We start from the raw sequence: 15,851 nt of genomic DNA on the forward strand, positions 1-15,851 counted from the left end.
GAACGTTGGAGGGAAAAAATTGAGAAACACCGTTTTATCCTTCGTGCAGTTTCAAAGCGAAATGATGAATGTTTCTGCCAATGTCACTAAAGCGACTGACTTTATCAAGGAAGCTTCACAACAGAAAGCTGACCTCGTCGTGTTTCCGGAATTGTTTACAACAGGCTACAATCCAGAGATCATCGGTGATCGTTACTACGATTTGGCAGAAGATGCGAAGGGACCTACAGTTAAAGCTTTGTCTGACGCCGCAGCCAAATATAACGTTAATGTCGTTGCTCCGATCGCCTATCGGTTGAATGTTCCGGGTGTCATTTACAACAGCGCTATCGTCATAGACCGAAAGGGTCAGTTCGTCGGTGCTTACCATAAAACGCATTTGTGGGCACAAGAGCGTCTTTACTTCAGAGAAGGAACGGAACTGCCTGTGTTCAAACTCGATTTCGGAACGTTGGGCGTGATGATCTGTTACGATGGCGGATTCCCGGAAGTGACGCGTTCACTTGCGTTACAAGGGGCTGAGCTCATTTTGTGTCCCTCTGCGTTTCCAATACAGGATAAAGATTTGTGGGATATTTACTTTCGTTCGCGCTCTTTGGAAAATGCCTGCTTCGTAGGCGGTATTAACCGGGTTGGACACGAAGCGGATCGGCACATGTTCGGTAACAACCAGCTGTACAATCCACGAGGTCAACAACTCTTGTACGGAAAAATGGATAAAGAGGAAATGCAAGTGGTCGAAATTGATCTTGACGATGTGAAGAACTACCGTAAACAGGTCCCGTTTTTGAAAGACCGTCGACCGGACATATACCGATACTAGTTTATCACGAGACGAACAGATAACAGTTAGTCATTCGCATTACTTTGACATCGCAACGGGGAGGTATTCAATGTTAAAACAAACGCTAATCGTGTATGAACTATTGGATGACCCTCGCGTTTCTGGGGAAAGTGTCGTGGAACTGTTTGCGCCATACGAAGGTGTGGAAGTTAACTGTAAGACGGTACAGGGGGATAAAGGTTCGACAGATTTTGTGAAGATTACGATTCCAGGGAAGTCCGGGAAGATGGCCGGTGGGAAAGCACCGACGTTTGGTATCGTTGGACGTCTTGGCGGCATCGGTGCCCGACCGAATCGGATCGGTATCGTGTCAGACGCAGATGGTGCCATTGCTGCCATGGCGAGTGCTTTAAAGTTGGCACAAATGCACGATAAAGGGGATCGGCTCGCTGGTGATGTCATCATCTCGACCCACATATGTCCGGACGCGCCGACACAGCCGCACGAACCCGTCGACTTCATGGGTTCGCCGGTCGACATAATGACGATGAATCAATACGAGGTTGATCCGCGGATGGAAGCCATCTTATCGATAGATGCGACGAAGGGAAACCGCGTCATCAACCATAAAGGGATCGCCATCTCCCCAACGGTTAAAGAAGGCTACATTTTGCGCTTCAGCGACGATTTGCTGAGAATTATGGAGATGACGACAGGGCGATTGCCAGTGACGTTCCCCATCACAACGCAAGACATTACACCGTACGGGAATGATATTTACCACATTAACAGCATTTTACAACCTGCTGTCGCTACGGCTGCTCCTGTTGTCGGGTTAGCCGTTACAGCAGAGACGGCGGTACCCGGTTGTGGCACCGGAGCAAGTCATGAAGTTGACATTGCTCTCGCGGCGAAATTCGCGATCGAAGTGGCCAAGGAATTTACAATGGAAAAATGTCACTTTTACGATCGTGACGAATTCGAACGGTTGCAGCAACTGTACGGTTCGATGACCATTTTACAAACGATGGGCAAGACGAAATAAAGTACTAAAAACTAGAAGTTTTCGCCCTTTTGGCGAGTAATTAAGGTATAATTGTATGAAGGATATGCTCAAAAATACACTGAACAAGACGCAAACAACATGCGACTGTCAGTGTATTTTTTAAGGGGAATGTCAAATGCTTAAAACAGTCGATCAATCGTTAAAATTGTTAAATTATTTTTCTAAAGAAAAACCGTCCTGGGGCGCTCGTGAATTAGCGAAAGAAACAGGGATGAATCACTCGACTGTTTACCGTATTTTAGAGACGCTTGAAGCGAATCGTTTCTTGGTAAAAGATGACGCAACGAAAAAGTATACTCTCGGTATTCGGTTGTGGGAATTAGGCTTACGTATGTATGACAGCATGAAACTCCCAGAACTGATTAGGCCCATTATGAAACAACTCATGATCGACACTGGCGAATCGGTTTTTTTGACCGGGCTAGATGGCGACGAAGCGTTAACTTTAGATGCGATGGAACCTGACAACAAGGTAAAGTATTCTGTTTCCCTCGGAAGTCGAGTCCCGCTGTATGCAGGTGCATCGTATCGAGCGATTCTGGCGTTTATGCCCCTGAGAAAATTGACAACATCTTGCGTGGGACACTTCAGGCATATACAGAAAACACGATGACCGATCCCCAGCAAATACGGGAAACATTAACGGAGATACGCGAAAAAGGCTGGGCGCAAAGTAGCGGCGAATATACGAGAGATGTGATGGCGATCGCCGTACCACTATTTGATGCAAATGATCATATAGTCGGTTCACTGACTGTGTCTGGACCAAAATACAGATTTACAGAAAATGACATTACACGTCATTTACCTTTATTACAACAAGCGAAAAAGGACGTGTCAGCGGTCATGAAAAAATATCGGCTTAACTTGAACCGCTACTTTAATAATTAAAGGACGGGTGTCACCTTGGAAGATGTCAAACGATATACAGAGATTGCCACAAAACTGTTGAAAGTGAATTTGGCGGTACAAACGCAAGAAACGGTTTTAGTCGTCACGGATAGTCATAAAGAACACATCGGTCGTTTTTTCGTTACAGCGGGTAGAGAACTCGGTCTAGAAAGTGTTCACATAACGATGAGCCCTAGGCAAAAGTCGGGTGAAGAACCACCGTTTGTCGTCAGTGAGGCGATGTGTGCGGCCGATGTTGTCATCTGTGTGACAGAACACTCGCTCACACATACGAAGGCCCGCAAACGAGCAGTGAAAGCAGGGGCACGAGTGGCGACAATGCCGGGTTTGACCCTTGATATGCTCAGTGAAGGTGCGATCACTGCTGATTACGATGAAGTGCAGTCGCTGACGGAACGCGTCTCTGCTATTCTCGATGCTGGGAAGACAGTTGTCATAGAAAAAAATGGCGAAAGGCTAACTTTTGCGATCGATGGGCAGCGTGCTATGAGCAGTACGGGGATGTTTACGCAAAAAGGGCAGTCTGGCAACTTGCCGTCTGGGGAAAGCTATATTGCACCAGTTGAAGGGACAGCAGAGGGTACGGTGATCATTGACCAATCGATCGCTGGGATCGGAGTTGTACCGGAACCTGTCAAACTAAAAGTGATGGACGGTCGGCTTGTGGAAGCGAGTGGTCTTACGGGAGAACGGTTGCTGCAAATGCTCGGTGACGCAGACGGTCGACTGTTATGCGAGTTTGGAATTGGAACGAATAAGTGTGCGCGAGTGACGGGTAACGTATTGGAAGATGAAAAAGTGTACGGCACGGTCCACATTGCCTTTGGCAGCAACTCTACATTCGGTGGGACGATTGATGCCGGCGTGCATATTGATTGTGTTGTCGGCGAACCGAATGTGTGGGTCGATGGGGTGCGTGTAATTGATCGCGGAAAGTGGGTAAGGTGAATGGATCCTGCTATACTTTAAAATCGCGTAGGAGGGGGAGCCATCCTCTTCCTACGCGATTTTGTTTAACTAATAGATACAACTTCTTACGGAATATATTTTGAACCGCCGTATTTACCGAACGGTACGTACGGTGGTGGGAGAGATCGGGGGATAGCTGCCCCCTCCTACTCGATTTCATTGCTCTGTTTTGCGTTCACGTTTTAAGAAGTGGAGGGTGGCGTTGATCTCGCCGCCGACGAGCAAAATCAGGCCGGTTAAGTAAAACCAGAGCATCAAGACGATCGCGCCGGCTAAACCGCCGTACGTTGCCGAGTAGTGACCGAATTCGTTTACGAAAAAAGAGAAAGCGTACGATACAAGCTGCCAGCTCACCGTTGCGAAAAGGGCGCCGGCTGCAATGTCCCTCAAGTCGAGCCGTTTGTTCGGAGCGGCATAGTAAAGGAACACGAGGACCGAAAACAGAATTGTAAAACTGATCCCCCACCGCAGCACATTCCACACCGACCAGAAGGCTTCAGTCATGTGGAACAGTGAAAAGAAGAGGAGACCGATGGCTTGACCGAACACGGGAAGGATGAGCGCCACCAGCAAAATGCCGATGAGGGCAAACGTCAACACGATCGCCGTACCGCGCGCTTTCCAGAGTGGGCGGCTTTCTTCGACGTCGTACGCTTCGTTTAAAGCGCGTATGAGGGCGTTGGTCGCGTGAGAAGCCGACCAGATGGTGGCAACCATCCCGAAAGAGAGTAAACTTCCCCTTTCCACGTCCAACACATCCCGCACGTTTCCTTCAATGACGTCCATGGAGGCGCTGGGAACGTAACGGCTGAGGAGGGCTAACACTTCTTCGGAGGAGACGAAGTACCCGAAGAGCGCCATGGCAAAGATTAAGAAGGGAAACAGGGACAACAAGAAGTAGAAAGCGAGCTGGGCTGACAAATCCGGCAGGCGGTTGTCCAGTATTCGCTGGATCAGTTGTTTCAGAAACAATCGCGCCGACGCAATGTTGGGTTTTCCTTTCACCATCATGTTGGACACTTCCTCAACTAAGTGCATTTAAGATTAGTATGGTCCGCGGTGTGGATGACAAAAGCTTTCACTGCACACATTAAAAAGTATGACGAGAAGCGAGAGGGGATTGTGTGAACATACGATTCGGTTTCGTCGCCATGGCGCTGTCGTTACAAAATGCATCGCCGTCCCAGACGATGACGGTCACCCATTTCAAAAAGTTGGTCGACCGCGAGGCGGCTTTACGGAAAATAACCCGCATCGCTTCGTCCAATTTAACGAATACGTTGCGCATCCTTCGCCACGCCCATGCGTCCGGGATACACGTGTACCGTTTTTCTTCAAGGCTGATCCCCCTCTTCGGACACGATTTAACGAAGGAGTGGGATTTTTTTCGCTACTTGCATAAAGACTTTGAACAACTGGGTGATTTTATTCGCGAAAAACAGATGCGAACGAGCTTTCACCCGGAACATTTTACCCTCATCAATTCGCCCCGTGAAGACGTCGTGAACCATTCCATTGAGGACCTCAAGCGGTATGCCCAAATGTTGGAGGCGATGGGCTTGGACTCCCGCGCTAAAATCGTCCTCCACGTAGGCGGAGGCTACCAAAATAAAACCCGTTCCCTGGAGCGGTTTAAACGCCACTGGTCTCGCGTTCCGAACAACGTGAAGGAGCGGCTGACCCTTGAAAATGACGACAAGACGTACACCGCCGTCGAGACGTTGAACCTCTGCCAGTCACTCGGCGTCCCCATGGTGCTGGACATCCACCACCACCGTTGCCATCATGATGGGACGGATTTGCGGGACTTGGTTCAACCCATTTTTAAAACGTGGCGAGGGACGGGCCTCGTTCCGAAGATCCACGTCTCATCTCCGAAAGACGAAACGGATTTCCGCCGTCACGCAGCGTTTATCGACCCGGATGACCTCATTCCTTTTCTGGACATCGTACGGGAATTCGACCAGGATATTGATGTCATGATTGAAGCGAAACAAAAAGACGAAGCGCTGTTCCAGCTCGTGCAAGAGCTGACGAAGCGCCCCGGTTTTCGACGCATCGACGGCGGGACGGTCAGCTACTGCTGAATCTCTTGCCGGACATTGTCATTTTTTCTTGCGATTTAACACAATATATAGTATGATTATCCAAGAAAGGCTTCTACATATTGAATATAGGAGCGCATGCGGGTGTCTGCTTATAACAGCAGATGAAAAGGGAATCCGGTGAAATTCCGGAACTGCCCCCGCAACTGTGAGTGCGAGCGAAACCTCCGGACCACTGCACATGACGGTGACCGCTGCTTGTGTGGGAAGGGGAGGGAGTAGGATGAAGCACGAGTCAGGAGACCTGCCCGAATGCGATGCTTTTCCGACCTTCGGGGATGGAGCGTCGGTGGCGACACGAGGTGGTTAGCTGCTTTCGGTAGAGCGCCGTGGCAGTTCTGACCCGACATGGTGATCGATTGGTCGCTTGAAGCTCCATCCGGGAAGGATGGAGTTTTTCATTGGGAGAAAGGAGTGTGAAACATGCTCATTGCGTACGATTCTCGCACGGGAAACGTGCGCCGGTTTGTCCGAAAACTGGACGCTGAGAGCGTACAGATTGATGACGGGCTCACCGTCCGTCAACCGTTTGTCGTGGTGACGTACACGACGGGGTTTGGGGAAGTCCCGAAGAAGGTGGACGATTTCCTTAAGGTTAACGGCGAGCATTTAGTGGGCGTGGCGGCCAGCGGCAACCGCAATTGGGGTCAGTCGTTTGCCCGGAGCGCCGATGTGATTGCCGAGAGGTACGGCGTCCCCGTCATATGCAAATTCGAGTTGTCGGGTACGGAACAGGACGTAAAGCAATTTATGGAAAGGGTGGAGGAGCTTTGGCCAGCCGGCACGTTGAGTTGAACAACGAAATGATGATGTTAAAAGACGACTTTTTTCAACTGGACAAAGACCGAGAAGCGGTGGAAGTGTTCATGAAAGAAGTCGATGAGAAGATGATGACCTTCCATTCGCTCAAAGAAAAAATCGACTTCATGATCGAACAAGACTACTATTACAACGTTTACGAGGACTACAGCTTCGATCAGATCGCCCAGGTGTTTGAGACAGCCTACGCTTACGGTTTTACGTTTCAGTCGTACATGGCCGCTTCGAAATTTTACAACGACTACGCTTTGAAAACCGACGATCAAGCCCACTACCTTGAGTATTACGAAGACCGCGTGGCGATCACGGCCCTCTATCTCGGCGGCGGTGACTTGGACAAGGCGATGCGGCTCGTCCGCTCCATGATGGAACAGCGCTACCAGCCGGCGACACCGACGTTCATGAACGCCGGAAAGAAGCGGCGCGGGGAAATGGTCAGCTGTTTTCTCCTAGAGATGGATGACAGTCTCAACTCGATCTCGTTCAACATCGGCACGTCGATGCAACTGTCGAAAATTGGCGGCGGCGTGGCGTTGAACCTGTCTAAGTTGCGGGCGCGAAACGAAGCGATCAAAGGGGTGAAAGGGGCGGCGAGTGGCGTCATCCCGGTGGTGAAACTGTTGGAAGATGCCTTCTCTTACGCGGACCAGCTCGGGCAGCGAAAAGGGGCGGGCGCCGCCTACTTGAACATATTTCACTGGGACGTCGTGGAATTTTTAGATACGAAAAAAATTAATGCCGACGAAAAAATACGCATCAAGTCCCTGTCCATCGGCTTGATTGTACCGAGCAAATTTTTCGAACTGGCTGAAAAGGGCGAGCCGTTTTACGTCTTCGCACCGTATTCCGTCTACAAAGCGTACGGCAAGCATCTAGACGACATGGATATGGACGACATGTACGAGGCCCTCGTGCAAAACGAAAACGTCCAGAAGAAACGCCTCGATGCGAGGGAGATGCTGACAAAAATTGCCGTGACGCAAATGCAGTCGGGATACCCTTACCTCGTGTTCAAAGATAACGCCAACAGAGTCCACGCGTTAAAGGACATCGCCGATATCAAGATGTCGAATTTGTGTACGGAGATTTTTCAGTTGCAGGAGACGTCAACGATTAACGACTACGGTGAAGCAGACGTCATCCGCCGAGACATTAGCTGCAATCTCGGCTCCCTTAACATCGTCAACGTGATGGAATCCGGAAAAATACGCGAATCGGTGCACGAAGGGATGGAGGCCTTGACGGCGGTCTCCGACAAAACGCGCATCACCAACGCACCGAGTGTGCGAAGGGCCAACGAGGAGCTTCACTCCGTCGGATTGGGAGCCATGAATTTGAACGGATTTCTCGCAAAGAACCACATCATGTACGAAAGCGAAGAAGCGAAAGATTTCGTGCGCACCTTTTTCATGATGGTCAACTTCTACTCGCTGGAAAAAAGCAATGAATTGGCCCGGGAGCGCCGGACGACGTTCAAGGACTTTCACAAGAGTGAATACGCCAAAGGGACGTATTTCGAGCAGTACTTGAAGGAAGACTTCAGGCCGCGAACGGAAAAAGTAAAGCGGCTGTTTAACGGCATATACATTCCGGGGATCGCCGATTGGCAGGAGCTCAAAGAAAAAGTGCAGCGAGACGGGCTGTATCACGCGTACCGGCTTGCCATCGCGCCGACGCAAAGCATCAGCTATATACAGAATGCCACGTCCAGCGTGTTGCCCATCGTCGATCACATCGAAAACCGCACGTACGAAAAATCGACCACTTACTATCCGATGCCGTTTTTGTCGAAGCAGAATTACTACTATTACAAATCGGCGTACCACATCGACCAGTTTAAACTCATCGACCTGATTGCGGAAATTCAGCGCCATGTCGACCAGGGAATCAGCACCATTCTGTACGTCAACAGCAACATTTCCACGCGGGAATTGGTGCGCTATTACGTGTACGCCCACAAAAAAGGACTGAAGAGCCTCTACTACACGCGCAACAAACATATTGACGTCGCGGAGTGCACGAGCTGCGCCGTCTAACGAAAACGTTAAGAAAAGGGGAATGGAAAATGGTGGAAGCCGTCAACTGGAACACGCCGGCAGACGGGTTCAGCGAAGCCTTTTTGAAACAAAATATTGCCCAGTTTTGGACCGAAGAAGAAATCGGGGTGTCGCGGGACATTTCGACGTGGGTCACATTAAGTGAAGCAGAACGCGACGTGTACAAAAACGTCCTCGGTGGACTAACGCTTCTCGATACGGAGCAGGGGGGTGAAGGGATGCCGCTCATCCTCCTGCACGTCGACAACTTGCAGCAAAAAGCGGTTTTGTCGTTCATGGGGGCGATGGAACAAATTCACGCCAAAAGTTACAGCCACATCTTTACGACCCTGTGTTCGGAGGAGGAAATTCGGCGCATTTTTGACTGGGTGAAAACACACCCCCTGTTGCAGCGAAAAGCGACCCTCATTCAGCAGCACTACCGGAATTTGTTGAACCCGGATGTTTCGAAAAAGGCATTGTACATGGCGATGGCAGCCAGTGTGTTTTTGGAGAGTTTTCTGTTTTACAGCGGCTTTTTCTACCCGTTGTACCTTGCGGGACAAGGAAAGCTGACGGCGTCTGGTGAAATCATCAATCTGATCATTCGCGACGAGTCCATCCACGGTCTGTACGTGGGAACGATCGCCCAGGGCGTTTACAGCGAGCTGGATGAAAAAGAACAGCGCGCAGCCGACGACGAGCTGTATACCCTGTTGAACGACTTGTACGAGAACGAGATTCGCTACACTGAGGACCTTTACAGCCCGATCGACCTAGTCGACGACGTGAAAGCGTTCGTCCGTTACAATGCGAACAAGGCCCTCATGAATTTGGGGCGCGACCCGCACTTTGCCGAGGAAGACGTGAATCCCATCGTGCTGAACGGACTGAAGACCGATACGAAAAACCACGACTTTTTTAGTGTGAAAGGAAACGGCTACGTCATGGCACTCAACGTGGAGCCGCTCAGGGATGAGGACTTTGTGTTTTAAGACGATGAACTGGACGATCGAGACGTGTTACAATAGGGCCAGACAAACAAGACGGGTTAGGTGAAGCGATTGAAAATATTAGTGACAGGCGGGGCCGGATTTATCGGCTCCAACGTGGTGGACGCCTACATTCGGGAAGGGCACGACGTCGTCGTTGTCGACAACCTCAGTTCCGGAAAAAAGGAGAATGTCCATCCCGACGCTGCGTTTTACTTGATGGATATTCGCTCAGACGACCTTCGCAAAGTGTTTGACATAGAACGACCGGACGTCGTCAATCACCATGCGGCACAAAAATCGGTGCCGAAGTCGGTGGAAGACCCGGTGTTCGATGCCGAGCTGAATGTGGTCGGCTTGCTGAACGTGTTGAACCAGTGCGTCGCCTTTGACGTGAAAAAGGTGATTTTCATCTCCTCCGGGGGAGCCCTCGCCGGAGACGCCGATGTCATTCCGACAGACGAAGAGCACGTTTCAGACATGATTTCGCCTTACGCCATTTCCAAATACGTCGGCGAAAAGTACTTGCACTTTTACGCCGTGACGTACGGTTTGACCTACGTGTCACTGCGTTACGCCAACGTGTACGGTCCGCGCCAAGTGGCAGAAGGGGAGAGCGGTGTCGTTCCGATTTTCATGGAGAACTTTTTTCAAAATCGACCTTCTGAACTGTATGCGTACGCGGATCAGCCGCGGGGTACGACGCGCGACTATGTGTACGTCGACGATGTGGCCCGGGCCAACGTCCTCGCTTTGACAAAGGGCCGCAACGTGCCGATTAACATCGGCACCGGTGTGGAAATGCACATCGAAGACATCTACCGGCAAATGCAAGAAGTGCTGGGGCACGACTTGCCGCTCATTCGCAAAAAGGAACGTGTCGGGGACGTGCGCAGAAGCTGCCTCGACTGTACCCGGGCGAAAGACGTCCTGGGCTGGGAAGCCGAGGTCAGCTTTAAGGAAGGCATAAGGCGTCTCTATCGGTACATGTCGAAAACGAACAGCCCGTGAGTGAAAAGGAGGGGTCTGTCACAAAGACAGATGAAATTTGTGACAGACCCCTTTATTTTTAACGAGGATGAACGTAGTCTGGATAATCCGTGACAATCCCGTCCACACGGATGGATTTTAACCGGTCGGCTTCTGCTCGGTCACGTACCGTCCACGGTGTCGTTTTCATACCGAAACGATGGATGCGCTTCACAAGGGACCGGTCCACCATGTCCTTGTTCGGGTTGACGTAATCGGCGTACTTCGCAAAGTTCCTTAATTCTTTGTCGCTTATCCCTTCATCTCGGTAGCTGATCAGCACCCCGACGGGTACGGAAGGCAACAGTCTGTGGAATTTTTTGACTGAGTCGTGGTTAAACGATTGGACGATGATTTTCCCGTTTCTCGGTTTGTGCAAGTTGCGCTTTTTTAATGCTTTGGCCACTTTGCGCTCAATCCCGGGGTACAGCTCGGGATTTTTTATTTCTATCAAAATGCCGATTTTCCCGCGGTAGCGGTCTAACGCTTCTTCCAAAGTGGGGATGCGCTCTCCGGCAAAGGCAGGATCAAACCAGCTTCCCGCATCGAGGCGCCGAAGTTCTTTAAAAGTTAAATCACCGACCCGGCCAGTGCCGTCCGTCGTCCTGTCCACGGTGACATCGTGAATGAGGACGAGCTTGCCGTCTTTGCTCATTTGGACGTCGAGTTCAAAGTAGTCGGCTTTCATCTGTAAAGCCTTGTCAAAAGCGGCCATGGTGTTCTCCGGGGCATAGCCAGACGCGCCGCGGTGCGCGATGTTCATCACTTTGTGCGGAGGTCCTCCAGCAGCGGCACTGTTTGCGAACGGGGCGACGAGAACGGACAACAACAGGACAGTCACGACTAAAAGACGTTTGAGATTCAGACCCTTCACCAACCACGCCTCCTTTTGGTTCGTGTATTGAAATTTTAATCTGTGGTTATTAATTACTTATTAAGACTGTTTAAAAAATATGTTAAGTCCCTTTGTCTGGCAGGAGGCGTTGGTGAAGGAGGGTGCAATTTAGTGTCGAATGTTATAATAGTAAGGGAACATACATTCTTATACCCGTACAGTGAAAAACGACGGTGGTGGAAAAGCGATGTCCCTCAAGATCGCGCACGTTGACTGCGACTGTTTTTTTGCCGCGGTCGAAATGTTGGACAACCCGAAATTGCGGGGCAAGCCGGTTATCGTTGGAGGCAAGGGCGGACGGGGCGTGGTTGCGACTTGCTCGTACGAAGCTCGCAAGTTTGGCGTCCACTCGGCCATGCCGATGTTCATGGCGCGGCAAAAGTGTCCTCACGGCATTTTTGTCACGCCGAGGCGTGAGCGGTATAAAGAAGTTTCCCGCGCCATTTTTCGCATTTTTCGGCTGTTTACACCCCTGGTCGAACCGGTATCAATCGATGAAGCGTACATGGATTTGTCTCATTACGGGAGCGGGATTGTGGAGGCGGCGCGCAAAATCAAGGAACGAGTCAAAGAGGAGACAGGGATTACCATATCCGTCGGAGTTGCCCCGAACAAATTTCTGGCGAAGCTGGCCAGCGATTTGGAGAAACCGGACGGATTCACGGTCATTCGCAAAGAACAGGCCCAAGACGTGTTGCGCGATCTCCCGGTCAACAAGCTGCGCGGGGTCGGCCCGAGAACAGAGGCGAAGATGCACCGGCTCGGCTGCTACAAAATTTCCGACTTGTACCGGTACGACCTAGCCGAGATGAAGCGCATGTTCGGGAAGCACGGGGAAGTCTTGTACCACTACGCCCGCGGCGAAGATCACCGCACCATTGAAACGCGACGGGAGGCGAAGTCGGTCAGCCGGGAGAAAACGCTCGCCTACGACACGTCTGATCTGGAGGAACTCGCGAACTATTTGCGTGAATTTGCGCACGACGTCGGGAAGTGGTTGCACGAACGAGGGTACTTTGCCCGGACGGTGACAGTGAAAATAAAAGACAGGCGTTTTCGGGAACATTCCAAAAGTGTCACACTTCAGACGTTCACGCAGGATGAAACAGTCATCTGGCGGACCGCTCTCGAATTGCTTCACCAGTTTGAACTCGATGAGGATGTCAGACTGATCGGACTAGGGGTTTCCAACCTGGAGTTACACCCGACTGTTCAACTTAGTTTTTTCGACGGGGAGCTTTTCTAACCTAGAAGAACGTCGTGGTTCCTCTAAGTTAGAAAACAGAAGCAAGCCGTTTCCTCCAACGAACATCACAATTTCATGGAAAGGATCTTACGGGGTCATGAGTGAGGTGGCTTTACTCGCGGTGCTGACAGCCGTTTCATCCACCCAGCCGCGCGCAATCATAGCTTCGATAATGTGTTGGAGGGAGACGATGAAGGCCCCTGTGCGCAAGTCCGTGTCGTACTCTTTTGCTGCTTTGACGACCTTGCGGTAGGCAGTCACCATCATGTCCCGAAGTTTTTCGTTCACTTCTTCCTCTTTCCAGTAGTAGTTCATCAAATTTTGTACCCATTCAAAGTAGGACACGGTGACGCCGCCGGCGTTAGCGAGAATGTCTGGAATGACGAGGACGTCGTTTTCTGACAGTATGCGATCAGCTTCTGGGGTCGTCGGACCGTTTGCCGCTTCGGCGACGATAGTGGCTTTTACGCGGGGAGCATTTTGAGACGTAATGCTGTTTTCCATCGCAGCTGGAATGAGAATGTCGACGTCCAGCTCGAGTAGCTCTTCCAGCTCGATCGTGTATGGAGCTGGGTACTGTCTGACAGTGCCGCTGTCTTTGCACTGTTCCAGCGGTTCGAGCTCTAAACCGTCAGGATCGTAGACAGCCCCTTGCGAATCGCTGACTGCCACAATGCGACACCCGAGTTCGTGCAGCAGTTTGGCCGCAATTCTGCCTGCATTTCCAAAACCTTGTACGGCCACTGTCGCATTTTCCATCGGCTTGTTGAGGTCGTTCATCGCTTCGACGATGGTGTAGACGCAGCCGCGTGCGGTCGCTTCGTTCCTCCCTTCGGACCCGCCGAGAATTAACGGTTTGCCTGTAATGACAGAAGGAGAAAACGCACCGTTTAAACGGCTGAACGAATCTACCATCCACCCCATCACCTGCGGGTTGGTGTAGACGTCAGGGGCGGGAATGTCTTTGTCCGGACCGATGAGGCTGGAAATGGCTTCAATGTAACCTCGACTCACCCGCTGCAATTCGGCCTTGCTCAATTCCCGCGGGTCGCAAATGACGCCGCCTTTCCCCCCGCCAAACGGGAGCCCGATCACACTGCACTTGAACGTCATCCACATCGACAGCGCTTTGACCTCGTCCATCGTGACGTCGGGGTGGAAGCGGATGCCGCCCTTCGTCGGTCCCAGGGCGTCGTTATGTTGTGAGCGAAACCCTTCAAACACTCGTATCGAGCCGTCGTCCATTTTTACCGGAAACGAAACAGAGAGCACCCTCGCGGGCTTTTTCAGAATGTTGACAATGCCGTCGTCTACTCCGAGCAATTGGGCTGCACGATCAATCTGCTGTTTGACAATGTCGTATGGGTTCGTGTTTTCTAACATAGCATCCCGCCTTACGTTCATTTTTGTGAAGTATCAAAAAAAAATTATAAAAAGATTATAATATGATGCTGGCAACTTTTCAATTTACAATTAAGTTACAATGAATCGCCGAAAGGTTTCCTTCCTCTTTATATCGCGTTTGTGAAACGTTATAATAAACGAAGAGCAATGTCTCATATCGTTATGGCGAAGGAGGGACAGCATATGTCGATGTTTTATCACCAATACATGGAAGACATGGTAAAACCGATGCGCGAAGAGCTCACGTCCATCGGATTTAAAGAATTGAGAACGCCAGAGGAAGTCGAAGACGCTCTGGAAAACAATAAAGGCACAACGGTTGTCTTCGTCAATTCCGTTTGCGGTTGCGCTGCTGGACTCGCCCGTCCGGCGATGGCCTATTCCCTCAAGCACAAAGTGACACCAGATCATCTGGTGACTGTATTTGCAGGACAGGACAAAGAGGCGACAGCCAAGGCCCGCGAATACTTCACCGGGTACCCGCCGTCGTCACCGTCCATCGCCTTGCTTAAAGACGGCAAAATCCAGTGGATGATGGAACGCCACCAAATTGAGGGTCGCGAGCCCCAAGAAATCGTGAACGATCTCACGGCCGCCTACGATAAATACTGTAGTTGATTGAAGCTGTCCGATGCCCGGACAGCTTTATTGTCGGCGGGAGGGTGCATGACCGATCGCGGAATCGCCACTCGGAACCGGAATGTGGAGAAACGGGGCGAGGCGCTCCACGACGTCGAGTGGTTTTTCTTCCATCGGGAGGTGCCCGGTCTCTTCTATAATTTCTAAACGGGCGTTCGGGAGGTCCCGCAAGAGGCGCTTGCCGATGTTTAAAGGAACGATGCGGTCGTGGCGCCCCCACAGGAGCAGCGTCGGTTGGCGAATGTCACGCAATTCCATGCTGGACAAGTCGTCTTCACGCGAACGCCCAAACTGGAAGAGAGCGCGGTGAAAATCCCGTTCCTTTAACGGTGTGATGTAACCGTCGTACAGCTCTTCCACGTTCATGTTGCTCAGGTTGTAGTACACGCTTCGCAGCTGCTTGTCGATGCGCTGGGGTGTAAGTAGAAGAGGGAGTACGCAGTACGCGAAAGGCAGGCGAAAAAAGATTTTCTGCCACCGCTTGGCCGACCGCAAGTAGCCGGAAGGAGCAATGAGCACGAGGCGCTGAACCGTTTCCGGAGCGCGCTTGGCCAAGCGCAAAGCGACTTGTCCCCCCATGGAATGGGCCATGACGGTTACTTGACGAATGCCTTCCGCTTGAACGAATGCGTGAAGAGTTTGGGCAAACCCCTCTAAAGTGTAGTGGTAGCTTCTGTCTTTGGCGCTGCGCCCAAATCCCGGCAAGTCGACGGCGTAGACCGTAAAATGGGGGCTTAAGTACGGGAACATGTAGCGCCAAGTAAAAGTGGACGCGAGAAACCCGTGTACCAGCAAGATCACGCGGTCGGCTCTTCCGGCGCGCTGGACAAAGAGCTGTGTGTCAGGCAGTCGGTACATGTGCTCTCGAATGCCCATTCGATCACCCCTTCCTCATATTCTATACGTTACCGTTTCCTGTGGGTGAAACATTAAACCGATCTCTCTCGTGTGTCAA

The 15,851-nt window shown here is 51.1% G+C and carries 14 protein-coding genes, 1 pseudogene and 1 riboswitch; of the genes and pseudogenes, 11 read left to right on the plus strand and 4 right to left on the minus strand.

Annotation, left to right across the window (positions count from 1 at the left end):
• Positions 1-19 precede the first annotated feature (19 nt).
• The 4 genes and pseudogenes from B0W44_RS01585 to B0W44_RS01600 all read left to right on the plus strand — a co-directional run bounded on the left by B0W44_RS01585 (position 20) and on the right by B0W44_RS01600 (position 3,710).
• Positions 20-823, plus strand: a complete 804-nt coding sequence (locus B0W44_RS01585) for a nitrilase-related carbon-nitrogen hydrolase (protein ID WP_228441373.1) — start codon at positions 20-22, stop codon at positions 821-823.
• 70 nt (positions 824-893) lie between these two features.
• A complete protein-coding gene (locus tag B0W44_RS01590; RefSeq protein ID WP_077718490.1) occupies positions 894-1,829 on the plus strand; it encodes a DUF1177 domain-containing protein in 936 nt (311 codons plus the stop codon).
• Between the two features lie 136 nt (positions 1,830-1,965).
• Positions 1,966-2,741 (plus strand): annotated as a pseudogene (locus B0W44_RS19165) (IclR family transcriptional regulator).
• Between the two features lie 15 nt (positions 2,742-2,756).
• Positions 2,757-3,710 carry an aminopeptidase gene (locus tag B0W44_RS01600; protein ID WP_077718491.1) on the plus strand — a complete coding sequence of 318 codons (954 nt, stop codon included), beginning with the start codon at positions 2,757-2,759 and terminating at the stop codon, positions 3,708-3,710.
• A 177-nt stretch (positions 3,711-3,887) separates the two neighbouring features.
• Here B0W44_RS01600 and B0W44_RS01605 read toward each other — a convergent pair whose 3' ends face one another.
• A complete protein-coding gene (locus B0W44_RS01605; RefSeq protein ID WP_228441379.1) occupies positions 3,888-4,742 on the minus strand; it encodes a YihY/virulence factor BrkB family protein in 855 nt (284 codons plus the stop codon).
• 113 nt (positions 4,743-4,855) lie between these two features.
• Here B0W44_RS01605 and uvsE point away from each other — a divergent pair, with 113 nt between their 5' ends.
• The 5 genes from uvsE (at position 4,856) to B0W44_RS01630 (ending at position 10,694) form a co-directional block, all read left to right on the plus strand.
• Positions 4,856-5,818, plus strand: a complete 963-nt coding sequence (uvsE, locus tag B0W44_RS01610; protein ID WP_077718492.1) for a UV DNA damage repair endonuclease UvsE — start codon at positions 4,856-4,858, stop codon at positions 5,816-5,818.
• Positions 5,819-5,901: 83 nt separating this feature from the next.
• A riboswitch (cobalamin riboswitch) is annotated at positions 5,902-6,102 on the plus strand.
• A gap of 157 nt (positions 6,103-6,259) precedes the next feature.
• Entirely contained in the window at positions 6,260-6,631 is a 372-nt protein-coding gene (nrdI, locus tag B0W44_RS01615) for a class Ib ribonucleoside-diphosphate reductase assembly flavoprotein NrdI (protein WP_077718493.1), read from the plus strand.
• Between the two features lie 8 nt (positions 6,632-6,639).
• On the plus strand, positions 6,640-8,691 hold the full coding sequence (nrdE, locus tag B0W44_RS01620) for a class 1b ribonucleoside-diphosphate reductase subunit alpha (protein ID WP_237087442.1): 2,052 nt from the start codon (positions 6,640-6,642) through the stop codon (positions 8,689-8,691).
• A gap of 32 nt (positions 8,692-8,723) precedes the next feature.
• Positions 8,724-9,686 (plus strand): class 1b ribonucleoside-diphosphate reductase subunit beta, encoded by a 963-nt coding sequence (gene nrdF / locus B0W44_RS01625; RefSeq protein WP_077721201.1) that lies wholly within the window; start codon positions 8,724-8,726, stop codon positions 9,684-9,686.
• A 60-nt stretch (positions 9,687-9,746) separates the two neighbouring features.
• A complete protein-coding gene (locus B0W44_RS01630; protein ID WP_228441385.1) occupies positions 9,747-10,694 on the plus strand; it encodes an NAD-dependent epimerase/dehydratase family protein in 948 nt (315 codons plus the stop codon).
• A gap of 58 nt (positions 10,695-10,752) precedes the next feature.
• On the opposite strand, the gene B0W44_RS01635 is transcribed toward B0W44_RS01630, so the two are convergent.
• The gene (locus B0W44_RS01635; RefSeq protein ID WP_077721202.1) at positions 10,753-11,577 is read right to left on the minus strand and encodes a glycerophosphodiester phosphodiesterase; all 825 of its coding nucleotides are present in this window, start codon (positions 11,575-11,577) and stop codon (positions 10,753-10,755) included.
• A gap of 190 nt (positions 11,578-11,767) precedes the next feature.
• Here B0W44_RS01635 and B0W44_RS01640 point away from each other — a divergent pair, with 190 nt between their 5' ends.
• Complete coding sequence (locus B0W44_RS01640) at positions 11,768-12,853, plus strand: DNA polymerase IV (protein WP_228441388.1); 1,086 nt, start codon at positions 11,768-11,770, stop codon at positions 12,851-12,853.
• Between the two features lie 87 nt (positions 12,854-12,940).
• Here the strand turns inward: B0W44_RS01640 and B0W44_RS01645 are convergent, their stop codons facing one another.
• Entirely contained in the window at positions 12,941-14,236 is a 1,296-nt protein-coding gene (locus B0W44_RS01645) for a Glu/Leu/Phe/Val family dehydrogenase (RefSeq protein ID WP_149026900.1), read from the minus strand.
• A 204-nt stretch (positions 14,237-14,440) separates the two neighbouring features.
• On the opposite strand from B0W44_RS01645, the gene B0W44_RS01650 reads away from it, so the two are divergent.
• Positions 14,441-14,875 (plus strand): BrxA/BrxB family bacilliredoxin, encoded by a 435-nt coding sequence (locus B0W44_RS01650; RefSeq protein WP_077718498.1) that lies wholly within the window; start codon positions 14,441-14,443, stop codon positions 14,873-14,875.
• A 27-nt stretch (positions 14,876-14,902) separates the two neighbouring features.
• On the opposite strand, the gene B0W44_RS01655 is transcribed toward B0W44_RS01650, so the two are convergent.
• On the minus strand, positions 14,903-15,772 hold the full coding sequence (locus tag B0W44_RS01655) for an alpha/beta fold hydrolase (RefSeq protein ID WP_077718499.1): 870 nt from the start codon (positions 15,770-15,772) through the stop codon (positions 14,903-14,905).
• Positions 15,773-15,851 lie beyond the last annotated feature (79 nt).

The sequence above is a fragment of the Novibacillus thermophilus genome (assembly GCF_002005165.1).
Taxonomy (GTDB): Bacteria; Bacillota; Bacilli; order Thermoactinomycetales; family Novibacillaceae; genus Novibacillus; species Novibacillus thermophilus.